17 protein-coding genes are annotated in these 17,428 nt (G+C 71.5%); 5 read left to right on the top strand and 12 right to left on the bottom strand.

Annotated elements, in window-relative coordinates; genetic code table 11:
• Positions 1 to 55: 55 nt before the first annotated feature.
• From IPQ09_18130 to IPQ09_18080, 11 genes are all read right to left on the bottom strand, one after another.
• Complete coding sequence (locus tag IPQ09_18130; GenBank protein MBL0196103.1) at positions 56 to 1,921, bottom strand: IgGFc-binding protein; 1,866 nt, start codon at positions 1,919 to 1,921, stop codon at positions 56 to 58.
• Positions 1,922 to 2,063: 142 nt separating this feature from the next.
• Positions 2,064 to 3,089 (bottom strand): hypothetical protein, encoded by a 1,026-nt coding sequence (locus tag IPQ09_18125; GenBank protein ID MBL0196102.1) that lies wholly within the window; start codon positions 3,087 to 3,089, stop codon positions 2,064 to 2,066.
• Positions 3,065 to 3,610, bottom strand: a complete 546-nt coding sequence (locus IPQ09_18120; protein ID MBL0196101.1) for a hypothetical protein — start codon at positions 3,608 to 3,610, stop codon at positions 3,065 to 3,067. The genes IPQ09_18125 and IPQ09_18120 overlap by 25 nt, the downstream gene beginning before the upstream one ends.
• Positions 3,611 to 3,623: 13 nt before the next feature.
• The gene (locus IPQ09_18115) at positions 3,624 to 4,892 is read right to left on the bottom strand and encodes a hypothetical protein (GenBank protein ID MBL0196100.1); all 1,269 of its coding nucleotides are present in this window, start codon (positions 4,890 to 4,892) and stop codon (positions 3,624 to 3,626) included.
• On the bottom strand, positions 4,889 to 6,136 hold the full coding sequence (locus IPQ09_18110) for a hypothetical protein (protein MBL0196099.1): 1,248 nt from the start codon (positions 6,134 to 6,136) through the stop codon (positions 4,889 to 4,891). The genes IPQ09_18115 and IPQ09_18110 overlap by 4 nt, the downstream gene beginning before the upstream one ends.
• A gap of 44 nt (positions 6,137 to 6,180) precedes the next feature.
• On the bottom strand, positions 6,181 to 7,380 hold the full coding sequence (locus IPQ09_18105) for a hypothetical protein (protein MBL0196098.1): 1,200 nt from the start codon (positions 7,378 to 7,380) through the stop codon (positions 6,181 to 6,183).
• Positions 7,377 to 8,126, bottom strand: coding sequence for a hypothetical protein (locus IPQ09_18100; protein ID MBL0196097.1), 750 nt, complete (start codon positions 8,124 to 8,126; stop codon positions 7,377 to 7,379). Before IPQ09_18100 ends, IPQ09_18105 begins: the two co-directional genes overlap by 4 nt.
• Before the next feature lie 5 nt (positions 8,127 to 8,131).
• Positions 8,132 to 8,725 carry a sigma-70 family RNA polymerase sigma factor gene (locus tag IPQ09_18095; GenBank protein ID MBL0196096.1) on the bottom strand — a complete coding sequence of 198 codons (594 nt, stop codon included), beginning with the start codon at positions 8,723 to 8,725 and terminating at the stop codon, positions 8,132 to 8,134.
• A gap of 43 nt (positions 8,726 to 8,768) precedes the next feature.
• The gene (locus IPQ09_18090; protein MBL0196095.1) at positions 8,769 to 9,884 is read right to left on the bottom strand and encodes a hypothetical protein; all 1,116 of its coding nucleotides are present in this window, start codon (positions 9,882 to 9,884) and stop codon (positions 8,769 to 8,771) included.
• A gap of 130 nt (positions 9,885 to 10,014) precedes the next feature.
• Entirely contained in the window at positions 10,015 to 10,644 is a 630-nt protein-coding gene (locus IPQ09_18085) for a hypothetical protein (protein ID MBL0196094.1), read from the bottom strand.
• A gap of 191 nt (positions 10,645 to 10,835) precedes the next feature.
• The gene (locus IPQ09_18080; GenBank protein ID MBL0196093.1) at positions 10,836 to 12,053 is read right to left on the bottom strand and encodes a methionine adenosyltransferase; all 1,218 of its coding nucleotides are present in this window, start codon (positions 12,051 to 12,053) and stop codon (positions 10,836 to 10,838) included.
• Positions 12,054 to 12,805: 752 nt separating this feature from the next.
• Here IPQ09_18080 and IPQ09_18075 point away from each other — a divergent pair.
• Together IPQ09_18075 and IPQ09_18070 are read left to right on the top strand one after the other, a co-directional pair.
• Positions 12,806 to 13,387 (top strand): NUDIX domain-containing protein, encoded by a 582-nt coding sequence (locus tag IPQ09_18075; GenBank protein ID MBL0196092.1) that lies wholly within the window; start codon positions 12,806 to 12,808, stop codon positions 13,385 to 13,387.
• A 204-nt stretch (positions 13,388 to 13,591) separates the two neighbouring features.
• Entirely contained in the window at positions 13,592 to 14,170 is a 579-nt protein-coding gene (locus IPQ09_18070) for a hypothetical protein (GenBank protein MBL0196091.1), read from the top strand.
• Positions 14,171 to 14,196: 26 nt separating this feature from the next.
• Here the strand turns inward: IPQ09_18070 and IPQ09_18065 are convergent, their stop codons facing one another.
• Positions 14,197 to 15,612 (bottom strand): serine/threonine protein kinase, encoded by a 1,416-nt coding sequence (locus tag IPQ09_18065; GenBank protein ID MBL0196090.1) that lies wholly within the window; start codon positions 15,610 to 15,612, stop codon positions 14,197 to 14,199.
• A 214-nt stretch (positions 15,613 to 15,826) separates the two neighbouring features.
• On the opposite strand from IPQ09_18065, the gene IPQ09_18060 reads away from it, so the two are divergent.
• From IPQ09_18060 to IPQ09_18050, 3 genes are read left to right on the top strand one after another with little or no spacing between them, the layout of a single operon-like run.
• A complete protein-coding gene (locus tag IPQ09_18060) occupies positions 15,827 to 16,129 on the top strand; it encodes a hypothetical protein (GenBank protein MBL0196089.1) in 303 nt (100 codons plus the stop codon).
• A gap of 59 nt (positions 16,130 to 16,188) precedes the next feature.
• A complete protein-coding gene (locus IPQ09_18055) occupies positions 16,189 to 16,554 on the top strand; it encodes a hypothetical protein (GenBank protein ID MBL0196088.1) in 366 nt (121 codons plus the stop codon).
• A gap of 52 nt (positions 16,555 to 16,606) precedes the next feature.
• The gene (locus IPQ09_18050; protein MBL0196087.1) at positions 16,607 to 17,425 is read left to right on the top strand and encodes a ferritin-like domain-containing protein; all 819 of its coding nucleotides are present in this window, start codon (positions 16,607 to 16,609) and stop codon (positions 17,423 to 17,425) included.
• Positions 17,426 to 17,428 lie beyond the last annotated feature (3 nt).

The following is a 17,428-nucleotide window of genomic DNA, read 5'->3' as shown; positions in this document are numbered from 1 at the left end:
TCCTCGGAATGACACCGAAGACCCGACTTCTGATACGAACCACGACTCCAGGGGACTAGCGATAGGCCGGCCTCGCGCGGCGCGGCGCGCCTGGGTCGGCCCGCGCTACCTCACCGCCCGGAGGGGGAGCGTCGTTGATCGGTCGGAGCCCGGTCCCCGCCACGTACCCATAGCTGGCGTCGCGACCGACGCCCCACACGGTCACCGAGAAGGGCCCGTCGCTCTTGGCCTCTTGGCGACCGTAGCTGCACTCGCCCTTGGGGAACTTCTGCGGCACGAAGCCCTCGGTGAGGGTGACCCAGGTCCACTCGTATTTGTCGCCCGTGCCGATGGGCTGCCAACCCGTGATCTCCCCGGCGCAATCGATGGTGACCGGAGAGAAGCCCTTGGCGGTCTTTCGCCGCACCACGGTGAGCGTGGTGAGCGGGAAGGTGAAGTCGGTAAAGAAGATGTACCGGTCCAGGAACTGGTCACTCGCCGGCACGTTCACGAAGTCGGGATCCCCCAGCGTGAGCTTCCCGGGCGTACCGCCGCCGTAGGTCGATCCGGTCATGTAGACCGACGCGTAGATGGGGTGCTTCGAGTCCTGGCTTCGCACGACGACGATGGAGTCCGCGATGAAGTGCGCCGACTCGCCGGCCTCGAGCTTTTCGGGCGCGCCGAGCGGGCGCGAGGGCTCGTAGGTGAGGGTGGTGCCGTTCACCGCGCCCACGATCGAGTAGGGCACGCTCTCGCGGATGTCGGGAGAGAAGCTATCGAGCCGCGGCTTGTAGGGCACGAGCGCGTACTCCGTGCCCCACATCGCGAAAGGCGGGATCTGCTGCTGCATCGTGTCGCAGTAGGGGAGCGGGAGCTCGGTGCAGACCGAGCCGCCGAAGAGGCCGACCGGCTTGCTCGTCGCGATGGGACTGCCGGTGAGCGACGCCTGCGTGAGCTGCAGCACCTGACCCCGCGAGAGCTTCCAAGACTGGGTGACGTTGCGCGCCGCGCCGGCGACGTCCTGCCCGGACGGGATCTCGACCGTGGGGCGCATGCTCACCTCGGTGTCGTCCTCGTTCGCTACGATCTGCAGGGTGCGGCGGCGCAGCGTGGTGCCAAAATCGTTGGGGCTCACGGCCACGTAGCTTTTGTCCCATGCGGTGCTCGGGAGGAGCAAGGTCGCGGTGGGGACGTAGCTGTCCGCGCCGCCGTAGGGGAAGATGGTGTACGCAGCGATGGGCGCGTCGGCCTTCAGGTGAAACGCCTGGGTCTTCGACGTGCCGTGCCGGATCGGGTCGACGGTCAGCGCGGGCGTGACCCCGACGGGGCAGAGCTTCACGTTCTGGCTGCCCTGCGCGACGAGCGGATCGTGGGCGAGGAACACGATCGCGACCTCGCCGGGCGGGAGCGGTCCGCTCAGCACCGTGTACTCGGGATCGATCCCCTTGCGCTTGACGGTGTAGGTGGACTTGGAGATGTCGAGGGAGGCGGCGCCGAAATCCGCCGAGAGCGCCACCGGGCGGTCCCAAGTGTTGGCGATCATCGCGGCGTAGCAGGCCCCTCGGTAGGAGGGCAGATCGTCGGGCTGCACGGCCCAGAAGTCACAGCCCGTGGACCCCTTGGAGAGCGCGACCGCCGTGCAGGCGTCCAAGCAGGTGCCCTTGCCGCAGCCCTGGTCCTTCGTGCACTCCTCGACGACCCGCTCGGCGCCCTCGCAGCCATCGAGCACGCGCTTGAGATCTCGCGAGCAGTGCACCCCGCAGACCGGGGGCGCGGGCGGCGCGGCGTCTTCCTTCGGGAGCTCGAAGGTGGGTGTGGGCTTGGGCGCCTCGCCGGGATCGCGAGCCGTGCCGCAGGCGGCGAGCGCCAGGGGGCAGAGAGCGCCGAGCAGGCCGAGGAGGATGAAGGAGGCCGCGCGGCGCGGCCGGAGAGTGGTGAGCATGGGGCGAGGCCTTTCTAGTGCCTCGATTCTCTTGAATCGAGGTACGCGGGTTTGGGCGGAGCCCAACAGAACAGGAATCGTGCTGCGTTGTTGGGCGAGGCCCAGTGTGCGGAGCACCGTTCGCTTCGATGGAAACGCGACACTAGAAGCGGACCGACACGGGGCTTGGGTGCGCGACGGTGTCGCGCGTGCCGAGGCCGAGCTCGCCGAGCTCGTTGCTCCCCCAACACGAGACCGTCCCGCCCTGCAGGAGCGCGCACACCGTGCCCCGCGCCGCGGCGACCTGCACCGCGCGGCCCGTGAGCGCCTTGGCGGGGACGAAGAACATGGAGAACTTGTCGGCCACTCCGCGACCGAGCGCGCCGCGAGAGTCGTCGCCCGCGCACTGCACCGTGCCGTCGGTGAGCCTCACGCAGGTGATCTCGCCGGCGGCGGTCACCTGCTGCGGGTATCCCTTCTCGCTCGCGACGCGGGCCCTCGTCGGCATCTTCGCGGGGTCGGGGAGCCCGGTGCCGAGCGCGCCGCCGTTGCTCCCGCCCCAGCAATAGAGCTGCCCGCCGCGCGCGACCGCGCAGGCGTGGCCGAGCGGCTGGACCGGCGGTCTGGGGAAGCCAGTGCCCGGCGGCTGGTACATGGTGGTCGACGAGACCGAGAAGCTCGTCACGCCCGTGAGGTCGAGCGGGAGCGGGCGAGGGTCGGGGCTCAGCGAGGCGATGCGCGCGGCCACGACGCCCTCGTTTCCGGCGACGGCTCCCCAGGCGAGCAGCGCTCCCGCGGTCGTCACGGCGAACGCGGTGTCGGTGCCACCGGCCGTCCGCGCGATCTTCGCGCTGCCGAGATCGGCGCGCTCGGGAGCGCCGTTCACGCCGCCGTCCAAATCGGTCCGCGCGAGGAGGAGCTGCGCGTTCGCGCCCCAACAGTGAACTTCTCCCGAGGAGAGGACCGCGCAGGCCGTGCGCTGGCCCACGTCGACGCGGACCGCAGGGCCGGCGAGCGCCGCCGGGCTCGCGAGAGGGTGAGCGAGCGCGTCGGCGACCGCAGGGTTCTCGAGGCCGAGCTGCCCTCGGTCGTTGCCTCCCCAGCACTTCACCTTGCCGTCGACGAGGCGCGCGCACGAGGTGGTGCCACCCGCCGAGAGCTGCGTCACACCCGTGAGACCGGTGACCACCGTGGGTCGAGCGCCGGCGTCACCGGCATCGCTCGCCCCCGCGTCGCTGGTGCCGGGCGTCCCCGCGTCGGCCTCGGCGTCGGCCTCGGCGTCGGCCTCGCGTCGGCCTCGCCCGCGTCAGGAGCGCCCGCGTCCGGCTCGACGATGGGAGGAGCCGCGCCGCCGAGCTCACCGTTCGGGTCGTTCCCCCAGCACCGCACGGTGCCGTCGCTCATGCGCGCGCAGAAGTGCGCCGCCCCCGCCGCGAGCTCCACCACGCACGGGGTGGACGCGCACACCACGGCCTCGTCGGCAGGGTCGAACGGTGGCCGCGGATCGACGTCGGGCACGCTGGAGTCGAAGGGGGCCTGCGCGTCGGGGCCGAGGACCGGCGGCCGGCCGGCTTCAAGGGCGGGCTGCTCCGGCGTGGGCGGTCGGCTGACCGAGCTCGAACACGCGACGAAGCCCAGGCTCGCGAGCGGGGCGAGGAGCGCGCCGAGGGCGAGCAGGGAGCGAAGGGGTGGACGACGCCGGGTGCTCATTGTGATGAATTCCTTAAGGTTTTCCAGGCGTTCGGCGGATCGCGATGTCGTCGCCGACGATCCAAAAATCAGCGCTGGTCGCGCCCCAGAGGCCGCTGAAGCGGCGCACGATCGGCGCGCTCGTCACCATGAGCGCGGCCTGCGTCCACGTGGTCCCGTCCCAATGGCGGAGGCGCCCGTAGTCGCCCGCAGCCCACACGTCGTTCGGCGCGGTGCCCCACACGGCGCCGAGCGGAAGATCCCAGATGGGGCGAGGGAGGAAGGCCCACGTGAAGGTGCGGCCCGCGTCGGCGCTCGTTCCGTGCCAATACCCGAGCGCACCGCCCGCGCTCTGCCCGACGAGCCACATCGAGGTCGCGGAGCCCATGGCGGCGGCCGTGAGCTCGCCGGGAATGCCCGAGCTGGCGGGGCTCACGCCAGGATCGGGCGGGAGGGTCTGGACCTCCCAGGTGCTCGAGCCCGCGGCGAGACGAAGGACCCGCGCCGCGGCGCGCCCGCCGGTGTCCGCGGCCACCATGCCCTCGACCCAGGTGCCAGCGGCGGGAGTGCCCCAGACATGCCGGAACGCGACGTCGGTGGGGACGTCCGGCACGACCTGCCATCCCTCACTCGTGAGGTGCACGAGGCGCCCAGTCGCGGGGTACGGGTAGCTCTTGCCACGTGTCCCGCCGGCGGCCCACACGTCCTGTGGGCCCGTGCCCCACAACGCGGTGAGCGGGATCGTGGGGTCGCCGGGCGCGTCCACCGGCGCGAAGACGAGCGAGGACGAGCTCGCGCCCGTGCCGTGCAGGAGCCCCTGCGCGCCGAGGATCCACACGTCGGTGGGGCCGCTCCCCCAGATCTTCAGGAGCGCCGGCTCGCCAGGGAGGGTCACGTGGAGAGCCCAGGCGCGACCGTCCCATCGGAGGACGCGTCCGGTCTCCGAGATCGCCCACACGCTCCCCGTTCCGTCGCCCCACACGCCGCTGAGCTTCTGGTCGGGGGGCAGCGCGGTCGGGCAGAAGCCCTGCGCCGAGCACTCGCGCGGCGCAGCGTCTCCGACCATGGCGTCACGCGCGTCGGGGCGGGCCGTGTCGGCCGCGTCCTCGGCGTCGGCCGCGTCGGAGGAGGGCAACTGCGCGTCCTGTGGCGCGATCGGAGCGGCGTCGGCGGGGGCGAGAGGCCCGTCCGAGCTCGAGCACGCCACGGCGATCGCGCACGTCGCAGCGAGCCCAACGAGCGAGGCAACGAGCGAGCGAGAGAGCAAGAGGCTGCGCGAGCGACCATTCAACGTGGGGTTCATCCGCCGTCTCCTTGGGGCGCAGGCTTCGCCTTGGGCCCCGTGTAGTGAAGGACGATGCCCTCGCCCACGATCCAGACGTCGTTCGGTGAGCTGCCCCAGATCCCACGGAGGGAAGGCTTCGCCCCGAGCGGCAGCTGCGCGGTCGACTTCGTGAAGCTGCGACCGTCGAAGTGCAGGATGGTGCCGCCGTTGCCGACCGCCCACACGTCGCTCGGGCCCGTGCCCCACACCCAGTGCAGGTCCTCCTGGCTTGGCGACTCGACGCGCTGCCAGCGGTCGTCCGCCGGCGTGATGTGGCGAATCGTGCCGAGTCGTCCGACGGCCCAGACGTCGGAGGCGGAGCTCCCCCAGACGCCCTCGAGGGTCACGTTCGATTGGCTGTCTACCCTCGTCCACGTGAGCGGATCGAGCGGATACCCGGCGTCCGTCTCGGGCGGGCCGCCATCGGTCGGCGTCCCGTGCAGCGTGAGCCCGCGCTCGTGGGGCACGTAGACGCTGTTGTCGGCGACCATCCACACGTCGTTCGCCGAGCTGCCCCAGATGCCGCGAATGTACGGAGAGCCGGTCTGCGGTGCCCAGGCCAGGCCGGCCTCGGGGCCGCCGTCGGGGTTCGGGTAGCTGATGAAGCGATCGCCCGACGTGTTCCGCCCGGTGAAGGGATCTTTGGTATCGAACGCGCGACCGCCGATGCGGATATCGGTGGGCGAGCTGCCCCAGATCGCGTCGATGTACGCCGAGCTCGCGACCGGAAGAGGCGTGGGGACCGCCTCCCAGGTCGTCTGCGGGCCACGGAAACCGGAGCAATGAAGGATGACTTGCGAGTCGCTCACGGCCCACACGTCGTTCGGGCCGCTACCCCAGACAGCGAAGAACGTGTTGCGAACTCCGCTCTCCGTGAGCGCCCAGTTGGTGCCGTCGAAGTGGGCAATCGTGCCCCCCGAGCCGACCGCCCAGACGTCGTTCTTGCTCGAGCCCCACACGGCCGTGAAGGCGTGGAGCGGGTTCGCGACGGTGGGCGTCCTGCACCAATCGACCTCGTCGCAGGTGGCCTCCCGGACCGTGCACCGAGGATCCGCCGCGTCGCAGCCCGTCTCGGGGCCCGCGTCGGCGACGTCCGGGCCCGCGTCCACGGGCTCTGTCGCGCTGTCGCCGGGCCGGCTCGCGTCCTTCGCGTCGTCGGGGCTCGCGTCGCTCGTGGCGCAGCTCACCGCCGCGCAGAGCGCCCCGGCCACCAGCGCCGACACGGCACCGACCGCAAACCACCGCGACCTCGGCGCGTGAGACGGCCTCATCGCGACACCCCGGCTTCGCACTCCGTCATGAGGCACTTCCCGTCGATGCACGGCTGTCCTGCGCCGAAGTCACACGCTTTCCCGCACCCGCCGCAGTTCGCGGGGTGCACGCGAAGATCGATCTCGCAGCCGTCCGTCGGATCGCCGTTGCAGTCGGCGAACCCGGGGAGGCACTCCAGCTCGCAGAGCCCCTTACGGCACGAGCTCACCTGGTTGTTCCGGGCGTTCGGACAGAAAATCTTGCACGAGCCGCAGAAGCTCTTGTCGTTCACGAGGTCTCTGCACCCCGAGGTACCGCACTTCGTGAGTCCCGACTTCTCGCACACGTCGAGGCACTGGAAGCCCGCGCCGTCATCGCGGCACTCCTGGTCGGCGGCGCACGCGAGCCCGCAGCCGCCGCAGTTGTTGCGGTCGGTCTTGATGTTGACCTCGCAACCGTCCGAGGCGCAGCCGGCTCGGAGGTCGTTGTTGCAGTCGGCGAAGCCAGCCTTGCACGCGAGGACGTCGCACTGCGAGTTGCCGCAGCCGTAGTCGGTGTTCGGGGGCTTGGGGTTGCACCCGCCGACGGGGTTCGTCGAGCAGGAGCGCGAGCAGGCCCCGCAGTTGCTCCGGTCGTTGCGCGTGTCGACGCAGCGGCCGTTGCACTCGGTCTTGCCGTCGCCGCAGCCGCAACGCCCCTTGATGCATTTGGTGCCGGAAGGGCACACGTTGCCGCAGACCCCGCAGTTCTGCGGATCGGCGTCGACGTTGACCTCGCAACCGTCGTCGAGCAGGCCGTTGCAGTTCTTGAACACCAAGACGTTGCCGAGGCCGATCTCTTTGGTCTGGCACTCGAACGCGCACGCGCCCTGCGCGCAGCTCGCGCTCATGTTGATGCCGTCGAACCCCTTGCACTCCACGCCGCACGCGCCGCAGTTGTTGGGGTCGGTGAGGAGGTTCGTGCCGCACTTGAACGACGGCTTGTCAGAGCACGTCGAGTAGGGAGCGGGGCACTCGGTGCCGATGCACGCGAGCTCTCCCTTGGTCGACCGCGCGGCGTCACCGCCGTCGGGCACCTGGGGGATGAACGTGGGCGGGGGCGAGGCGTCCGCGGCGGTCGGCTCGGCGCCCACGTTGACCGTGGTCGCGCAGGCGCCGGCGACGAGCGCGACCGCGCAGACCGTGAGGACAACGAAGTGATTCCTGTGTAAAATCAAGGCGTAGCGCTCCCTGGGTTGGCGTGGACGCTCGGCGTGAACAGCGCCGCGAGGTGCGAGCGATGGCTCGAAGTGGGGTACGCGCGCTCGAAGCTCTTCCAGCGGCGCTCGGCCTCGGCGATCCGCTTCTGGTACACGAGGGCCTCGATCGCGATGGCCTCCCGCTCCTGAACGAAGTGCCCCGACGGGAATCCCCGCTCGTGTTCACGGCAGAGCGCGAGCGCCTCCGCGGGGCGGCCGTGGAGCGCGTCTTGGGCGCGGCCAACCAGCATCAGCTCGTCGCCCTCGGTCGCCGGGCCGGTGGCGATCTTCGCGGGCGACTTCGGGGCGCCGCTCGTCGACGCGGCGTTCGGCTCGGAGACCCGTGGAGGCGCGGGCGCGGGCGGCGCGGGCGGCGCGACAGCCTCGACCACGAGACTGTCCGGCGGCGCCGTCGTCGCGATGGGCGTCGTCGTCGTGAGGGGCGCGCGCGCCGGCTCGCGCGGCGCCGAAGGCGACGGCGCCGGGGTGACCGCGAGCCCAATCGCGACGAGCGCCACGCCACCGAGCAGTCCTCCAAGCGCCCAGGGGCCACGGCTCGCGCCCGGTCCGCCCGGCCCGCCGAGCGGACCGGGAGGAATGGAGCCTTCCAGCGCCGCCTCGATGCGCCGGAGCCGCTCGGCGTCCGGTCCGGGCTCGGCCCGCTCCGCGTCGAGCGCGGCGCGCACGACGGACGAGCCACCGAGGGAGAGTCGCTCGGGATCCATGCCGCTCATCGGGACCCCCGCTGCGGCTCCCGCGCAGCATGTGCGCGCGCGGCCTCGAGGCGACGGCCGGCCTCGACGATGAGCTCGCGCGCCGAATGCAGCCGGGAATACGCGGTCTGGACGGGGCACCCCACCGCCGCTGCGACGTCCGCCATGGTCAGCTCCTCGATCTCGTAGAGGACGAACACCGCCCGACGCGGCTCGTCGAGCGCGCCCAGGAGCCTGTCGAAATCCGCGCGCGCCTGGCTCCGCTCCATGGCAGCCTCGGGCGACGCCGCCTCCGACGGGGCGTCGACGCCGTCGAGGGGAGCGCTACGGGGCGGGGCGGCGCGGCGGTAGCGAGACACCTCACGCACGCAGATTTTGTAGATCCACGCCCGAAGCTGGTTGCGCTCCTCGTAGGTGCCGAGGCCGCGGTGGACGGCGATGAAGACGTCCTGGGTGAGATCGTCGAGGTCGGCGTCCGGCACGCCGAGGCGCCGCAACAAGCGCCAAACCATGGGCCCGTGCTGACGGAAGATGTCGGCGCAGCTGGGCTTCGTGCTCATCAGGTACGCGGGCGCATGGGCGAGCGCACCGGTGGAGCCGAAGGATACCATCCTGAGTAGAAAGAGCGGTCGGCCGCCGAATTATGAAACGAACTCAAAAAAAGTGCGCAGCGATCCCGGCGGAGGTCTGGAAGGTCACCGGCGCGGCCTGGTGCAGGGTCGTCTCGCGCTTCGCGGCGTCGTCGTAGGTGAAGCGATCCCGCACCAGCGGCGTCGCGAGCTGCGCGGTGAGGCGCGGCTCGAGGCCGAGAGCGCCCCACCGGTAGGGGCCAAGCCCGAATTGGCCCTCGACCGGCACGGCGAGATGCGCACGCGCGAAGAGGCGATCCCCGGAGAGCTCGGGCGCCGTGGCCGTGAGGCGCCCGGCGTCGACGCCGGCGCAGAGCGCGAGCCGCGGAGCCCCCGACCCGAACCCCCAACAGGCGAGCGCGGCGAAGGAGAGCCGGTCGACCCGGCCCTCGGGGAGCGTCTCGGTCGACCGTCGTGGCCAGTAGGCGCCGCGGACCACCAGCCACGGCGCGGCCCCCGCGTGGGTGGGAAAGTGGACGGCGAGCCCCCCCTGAAACCCCACGGCGACGTGCGGGAGGACCCCGGTGCCGCCCAGCACGTCGACGCTCGGCACGAGCTGCCAGCGCGCCGGAGGCCGACCGCTCGCGGCAAGCGGCGACCGCACCGGAGCGCGCGGGGCCACGGGCAGCGGAGGGTTCGCGGCGGGCGGGGGGGGTGGCGGGAGGGATGGCGGCGGCGGTGGTGGCGGCGGCGGCGGCGGTGGCGCCGGTGGCGGCGGCGTGGCCACCATGCGCGGAGGGCCAATCATGATGGCCAGGAGCACCCCGAGCGCGTCGCGGCCGCGATCGCAGTCGGGCGCATCGATCGTGACCGTGCGCTCTCCCTGGGGCTCGCCCGCGCGATCGGTCTCGACGATCCTTGCGCGCCATTTTCGCCCCGAAAGGTCGTCGACCATGAGCGACAGGCTGCGGTCCGCGCCCTCGGGGACGAACACGGCGCGGCGGAGGCGCCGCTCCACCACCTCGCGCAAGACCTCGGGGCCGCCGCAGCGGTGTACGGCCTGCGCGCTCTCCGGGACGACCAAGGAGAAGCGAGCCTCGCGCTCGACCGCGACGGGCAGCGCCGGGGGTTCGGCGCGGCTCTCCACCGCCAAGAGGACGAGCGCGACCGCGGCGAGGAGCGGTGTCGCTTTGCTGGGCATGCGTGCCACGAACCGGCCCTCGAGGAGTAGCGCAGAGCTTACCACGAGCCCTCGCGACGGAGCGCTCGCCCTGCCCTTCTGGGCCCGCTCGGATCGCTGGGCTCGCACACCCCGGCGCCTCAGGCGCGGGTCAGGTGCGCAGGGCGGCGAGCGCGCGGCGCAAATTGGCCCGCGCCGTGGCGTCGTAGGCGTCGTGGAAGATCGCCGTCGCGAAGAGGCGCGGGCGCGCCGCGAGGCCTTCGAGGAACGCCGCCCGCCCCGCGCGAAACGCGGCTGGCGGGTAGGCCTCGGCGTACTCGTACGCCACACCGCGCTCGTACGCGTCGTAGTCCGCCGCGCGGGCGCCGAGGATGGCCATGTCGCAGTCGAGGAACACCGCGAGGTCCCGATCGGCGCCGGGCTCGATCGTGCCGTGTCGGGCCGTGGCCAGAATGAGCTCGGTGACCCGGGCGGGATCCGCGACAGGGACCTCGGCGAGGGCCTCGCGGGCGAGCGCCGCGGAGCGCGCCTCGTTGTCCTTGGCGCGCGCGTCGTAGACCGCGTCGTGAAACCACACGGCCACCACCACCGACGCCTCGTCGTCGAGCGCGGCGCGTTGAAGGCTCCCGAGGCGCTCTTTGGCCCACGCGAGGTGCCGGAGCACCTCCACGACGTGGCCGAGCGTGTGGTACGCGCGGCGTCCCTCGCCGTACGCCGCCACGAGCCGCGAGCGCCACGCCTCTGGGAGACCGAGCGGGCTCGCCTGGGAGAGCGCAGTCAAGCGCGCCGGCGCCTCCTGAGGTGGGGAGTCGGACTGCACGGAGCCAATGATGGCCGCGTCTCGCCCGCGGCGCCAGCGTCCGCGTCGCGCACCGGCGCGGCGGAACAGCGAGCTCGACCGCGCGAAGCTACAAAACGCCGAAGCGTACCCGGCTCTCGCGGGGCACGCCTCGGCTCACGAGCGGGGTGCGGTCAGGCGGTGGGCTGCGCCGCGCCCTTGGACTTGCCCTTGCCGTTGCCGTTGGACTTCGCCTTGGCGCCGAGGTCGTCCGCCATCTTGGCGGCGCGCGCGGTGCTCTCCCAGGGGAACTCCTTGCGGCCAAAGTGACCGTAGCCCGCCGTGGCGAGGTAGATCGGGCGGAGGAGGTTCAGCTCCTCGATGAGGGCCTTCGGGCGCATGTCGAAGTTGGCGAGGATGTACTTGCCGAGCACCTCGTCGTCGACGGTGCCGGTGCCGAAGGTGTTGACGTGCACGCCGACCGGCTTCGCGACGCCGATCGCGTAGGCGATCTGCACCTCGCACTTGGCGGCGAGGCCCGCGGCCACGACGTTCTTCGCGACGTAGCGCGCGTAGTAGCAGGCCGAGCGGTCGACCTTGGAGGGGTCCTTGCCGGAGAAGGCGCCGCCGCCGTGGCGACCCATGCCGCCGTAGGTGTCGACGATGATCTTGCGGCCGGTGAGGCCGCAGTCGCCCATGGGGCCGCCGACGACGAAGCGCCCGGTGGGGTTCACGTGGAACTTGGTGTTCTTGTCGAGCAGCTTGGCCGGGAGCGTCTTCTTGATGACGAGCTCCATGACGGCCTCTTTCAGCGCCTTGTGCTTCACGCTCTCCGAGTGCTGCGTGGAGACCACGACCGCGTCGATGCGGAGCGGCCTGCCGTTCTCGTACTCGAGCGTGACCTGGGTCTTGCCGTCGGGGCGGAGGAAGTCAACCTTCTTGCTCTTTCGGACCTGGGTGAGCACGCGGGCGAGCTGGTGCGCGTACGCGATGGGCGCCGGCATGAGCTCGGGGGTCTCGTTCACCGCGAAGCCGAACATCAGGCCTTGGTCGCCCGCGCCCTGCTCCTTGTGCATGCCCTCGCCCTCGGTCACGCCCTGCGCGATGTCGGGGCTCTGCTGCTCGACGGCGGTGAGCACGGCGCAGGTGGTCGCGTCGAAGCCCATGTCCGAGTGCGTGTAGCCGATGTCGGCCACGGTCTTGCGCACGATGGTGGGGTAGTCGAGGCGGGCGGTGGTGGTGATCTCGCCCGCGAGCACGACCATGCCGGTCTTCGCGAGGGTCTCGCAGGCGACGCGGGCCTTGGGGTCTTGCGCCAAGATGGCGTCGAGGACCGCGTCGGAGACGTGGTCGCAAAGCTTGTCCGGATGCCCCTCGGTGACCGACTCCGACGTGAACTGATAACGGCTCATGATCTCTCCTGGCTCGGGTCCCGTCGCCGCCTGGTTCAGGCGGCTCGGGAGCCTCGTCGTACTCCGCCCACCGCGCGCGCGGAGGCACTTCCTCAAGCCGAGCGAGATAGCGCTTCCTGGGCGCCTCGCAAAGTCCCAACCGGGTGCCCGTCGCTTTTCTTTGGCTCTGCCGCGTCGCGGGGCCCGCCGTGGGGCCACCACGCGAGCGACTCCCGCACCGAGGGACGGCGACGTCAGGGGAGGCGCCCCCGTCGTCCGCGTGTATCATGCATCGATGCTCCGCATCGGCCTCGTAGGCGCGGGCGACGCCGCGGCCCACCACGCGCGTGCCCTCGCGAGCGCAGCGCGGCTCCGCGCCGATCAGGCTCGGCGCCCCCGTGTTCGAGTCGGGTATCACCTGCGCCACCACGCGGGCCACCGCGCGCGGCGAGGGCGCGCGGTTCTTCGCGATGGCCGCGCTCCGCACGCACGGCCTCGACCTCTGCGCGTGGCTGCTCGGCGCTTCGCCGGCCGAGGTGTCGGGGAGGCTTCTCCTCGAGGGCGCGACCGACCGCCGCCGAGGTCACGCTGGTTCCCCTGCCCTTCGAGCCCGAGAACCCCTACGTGGCGCAGCTCCGCGCGTTCGTGCAGGATGCACGCGTGGGCGCGATCGACGAGGCCGCCATCGCGAACGTGTCGGCCCTCGACAGCCTCTCATCGCTACTGCCGAATGCCGGCGACCCGATCCTCTGACATCGACCAAGGTGAGCCCAATGACGCCGCAAGGACTCCGCAAAGACTCCTATTGTTCGTATTGCGGGACCGCGATGCCCACGCCGACCGGGCCGGTGGGCGAGCCAGGCTACCCGCGCACCTGCCCGAGCTGCGCCACCACCGTGTGGTCGAACCCCATTCCGGTGGCGGTCGTGCTTCAGCCCGTGTTGAAGGGCGACCGCACCGGGCTGCTCGTCGTGCGGCGCGGCATCGAACCGCGGCGGGGTCTCTTGGCGCTGGTCGGGGGGTTCGTGGAAGACCACGAGACCGTTCAGGAGGGCGGCGCCCGCGAGATGCGCGAGGAGACGAATGTGATCGTCGCCTCGGAGCGCCTGCGGCCGTTCGGCTTCACCTCGACGGACCCGCGGCCGAACCGGGTCTTGCTCTTCCTCGCGGGCGACCCCCTCCACGGGGGGCAGCTGGGCGCGTTCGCGGCGAACTCCGAGACCCTCGAGCGGGGCCTCGTCTTCGGTCCAGCGCGCCTCGCCGAGGTGTTCGCCTTTCCGCTCCACCTCGAGGCGGCGAAGCGATGGTTTGCCGAGCGAGGAGCCGAGGGGCCGCATGACTACGAGACCATCTGAGCCTGCCGCAGCGCCTGCGCACGGCGCCGAGCGCATCCCCTACCGCGGCAAGCGCTACGAGGTCCCCCTGTTCGATGCGGCGGGCGCGGGCGCGCGCGGTCTCCGGGGCGGCGAGGCGAGTGCCAGCGTGTGCCGAACGCCACGAGGAGCCGCGCGCGGCCCGAGGTTTGTCGCGTGGCCCGCTCCTTGCAGAACGCTGCGGGAATGAACGCCCCTCTCTCCGCCTCGCTGGGTCTCGCGGTGCTCCTGCTCGGCGGCTGCTCCGGCAGCGCCGAGCGGGTCGTCACCGTGTCGCCGTTTCCCGTCATTCGCCCCGCGGGAGGCTTCGGGCCCGACGAGCTCAGCACCGAGGGGCACTCCCTCCTCGGGTACGAGCACACCTACTTCTGCGAGTCGAAGGTGACCGTCCGACGCGAAGAGGACCCGTCCTGCACCGACGGCGTGGCCGACTGCTCGAGGTCCCTCGACCGCGTCGTGAGGCGCGACCTGGGGCGCTGCGCGGCGGCGGGCGAGCGCTTCACGCTGGACCGCGTGGCCATGCTCGGCGGAGGCAGAGTCGGCGGGAATGACGGCTACCGGGAGGACCCTCTCTCGGGGTCGTGCGACGCGGGCTTCGTGCTGGGGCGGACCACCTCGCATCCGCTGCGCGTCTCGTTCCCCGACGACGCCTCGTGCACCGCGCTCGCGGCGTCGTTTCGCGGGAGGGTGGTGACGGTCGACCTCGACCTCGTGGTGAAGTCCCCCGACGAGGTGGAGCTCGTCGCCTCGCGCGCTTCCCGCTAGCCCGGAGAATCCTTGTGAGCGCGCTCCTACTTGCGGCCGAAGACCCCGCCGAAGTAGGCGGCGCCCGCGGCAGCCGCGAGGAGCAGCGTGACGACGAGACCGATCGCCCCGGCGCCCACGCCGCCCTTCTTCGCCGCGGGAGCCGCGACGAGGGCCGTCGGCGCGGTCGCCGCTCCGGAGGTCGCGGTCGGCTGCGCGTTCGCCGCCGCCGCCACGCCCTGCGGGTTCTTGCTCGACGCGACCTGGAGCGGCTCGTGATCCTCGAGCGCGGAGAGGTTGCCGTCGGCGATGTTGGGGAGCGAGTCGGCGAGGGTCGACGTGGAGCGCGACAGGTCGGCGCCGAGGTTCAGCTCGTTCGCCCAGTTGGTGGGGTCGACGAACGAGTTGCCGTGGAGCGGCTGCACGCCCTCGGACTGCGCGGCGGGGTCGCCCGAGTCCTCGTCGTCGCGGAGCGAGGTGAACTCGAAGAGCGCCTCCTCGATCAGCTTGTCGATCTTGGAGCCTTGGGGAGCGCGGACCTTCTCGCGGTCGCGGATGGCGACGGTGACGATCTCCGCGATGTCGAAGGTGCTGACCGGCTGGCCGAACGTGTAGAGGAAGCGCGCGAGCTCCTGGCCCAGCTCGCGGGCGGTCTGGTAGCGGGCGGCCGGGTCGCGCTGGAGCGTCTTGTTGAGGATGCGCTCGAGCTCGCGTGGCACCTTGGTGTTGATCTGCGAGATCGACGGGATGACCGAGTCCTGAACCTTCTTGACGGTCTGGTAGTCGGTCTCACCCAGGAAGAGCCGCTGCTGCGTGAGCAACTCCCACAGGATGATGCCCACAGCGTAGATGTCGGTGCGGAGGTCGACCTCCTGCCCCATCGCCGCCTCCGGCGACAGGTAGGAGAACTTCCCTTTGATGATGCCGGGCTCGGACTTCTCGAGCTGGGAGCTCGCCTTCGCGAGCCCGAAGTCCACGATCTTGATCTCGCCGTACTTCGTAATGAGCACGTTCGGCGGCGACATGTCGCGGTGGACGATGTGGAGGGGAGCGCCTGACTCGTCGCGCACCTCGTGCGCGTACGACAGGCCTTTGCAGATCTCGAGGGCGATGAAGGCCGCGGCCTGCACGGAGAACTCGCGGTTCTGCTTCTTCATCGACTCGGCGATCGCCTTCAGGTCGGCGCCGTCGACGAACTCCATGACGATGAAGTAGGCGCCGTCGCCCGCGCCGATATCGAAGACCTGCACGCAGTTCGAGTGCGAGAGCTGCGCCGACAGGCGGGCCTCGTCCAGGAACATCGAGATGAACTTCTTCTTCTTGCCGAGATCCGGCAAGACGCGCTTGATGGCGACCTGCTTCTTGAAGCCCTGGAGCCCCTCGCTCTCGGCGCGAAAGACCTCCGCCATGCCGCCCGCTTCGAGCTTCTGGAGGACGCGGTAGCGCTGCTGCGATTCAGACATTCGGGCTCCGGAGCGACGAGCGAGGACTCCGTTCGGCGGCGGCGCACGCGCGGGCTCCGACGGAGCGCGCGCGGCGGGGCGGCGGACGAGAGGCGCCGTCAGGGTGCCACCTTACGCCGAGGCGGGTCAAGGACCGGCATGGGCGGAGCGCTCGATCGAGGCGCGCGACCCGTGCGCCCGCGGCGGAGCTGTGCGACAATGCGGGGAGGAACCCATGAAGAAGCGCTCGGTCGTAGGTAAGAAGCTCCTCGTCGCCTCTCTTGGGGTGGCCGCCGTCAGTTACGTCGCCTGCTCCGGAGAGGTGGCGAGCACCGACGCAGGAGCTGGCGGCGCCGACGCGGCGGCCGATCGGCTCGTGTCCTCCGGCAACCTCGTCCCTCCTCCCATCGACGCGACGCCCCCGCGCGACGCGGCGCCCGACGTCCCGCCGACCTCCGGCAACCTCATGCCGCCCCCGCCGCCCGACGCGGGCGACGCGGGCGACGCGGCCGGGCCGGCCGACGGCGGGCGCGACTGAACGCGAGCCCTTGGACGGAACCCTCGCGTCGCGCGGCGAAGGCCGATAGATTGGGGTGCATGAAGAAGCGCGTCGTGCAGAGCCGCAAGCTCCTCGTGGCCTCGATCGGGGTGGCCTCGGTGCTCTACGCTTGCGACAAGCGCGACGCCTACCCGCCGGGCAACCTCGTCGCGCCGCCGCCAGATCCCTCCATGGTGACCTCGGGCAACCTCGTCGCGCCGCCGCCCCAAGTCGACGGAGGCGCCGACCCCGTCGAGGTGAAGGCGCCCGCAGACGCGGCGACGCCCCCGGTGGACGCGAGGGCGAAGCCCGTGCAGACCGCGGCGCCCCTGAAGCCGCCACCCCCGAAGCCAACGGCGCACCCGCCGGGCAACCTCATGCCGCCACCACCACCCCCGAAGCCACCACTCCCCCTGGCCAAGTAGCTAATTTCAGAGGATTCACGCATGCTGTATAGGCCAAAGGCCGGGAGCCTCCGTGGGCGCTGAGCTCTTCGAGCTCGAGCTCTACGGTGGCGGCATGGAGCGTCGCTACCGCCGCATGCGGCCCGAGGTGGAGGCGATGCCGTGGGGCACGCTCGACCTCTCGGGCATCTCGGAGGAGCAGCTCGTGTCGGGGCGCCGCGCGTGGACTGGCGCGGCCTTCCAGGAGCATCGGACCGCCATCGCCTGCGCTGCCACGCTGCGGGCGCTCATCGAGTGCCGCGCGCCGGTCGACCTCATCGGGGTGGCGTCGCGCTTCCCTCTCGACGAGATGGTGCACGTGGAGCTGTGCGCGCGCATGGCGATGGAGCTCGGGGGTGGCACGGAGATCGTCCACGATCCGGACGCGATGGTGCTCGACGCCGATCCGAGCACCCCGCCGTTGCTCCGAGCGGCCGAGCTGGCGGTGAGGTTTTTTTGCGTGGGCGAGGCGCTGTCGATCCCGCTCCTGCGCGGCACGTGGAAGGCTGCGAAGCACCCGCTTCCGCGAGCCGTGCTTGGCCGCATCGTGCGTGACGAGGCCTCCCATGGGACGTTCGGCTTCGCGTTCCTCGACTGGGCCGACGACAAGCTCACCGACGCCGACCGCGCGCACCTCTCGCGCCACGCGCGCATGGCCACCGACGCGATCGAGGCGCAGTGGGCCGACATCCGCAAGCGCCATCGCGAGCGTCCCCCCCGCACCGACACGGCGGGCGAGGCGCTCGCGTGGATGGAGTCGAGCGCGTACCTCGCGCTGGCCAAGCGCTCGATGGATGACAAGGTGCTCGCGCCGCTGCGCGAGCGCGGCATCGACCCGACGACCGCCGCGTAGAGC

The sequence above is a fragment of the Myxococcales bacterium genome (assembly GCA_016720545.1).
Classification (GTDB): Bacteria; Myxococcota_A; Polyangia; order Polyangiales; family Polyangiaceae; genus JAAFHV01.
Note: the sequence above shows the minus strand (reverse complement) of the source record. Positions and strands in the feature narration are given on the sequence as shown.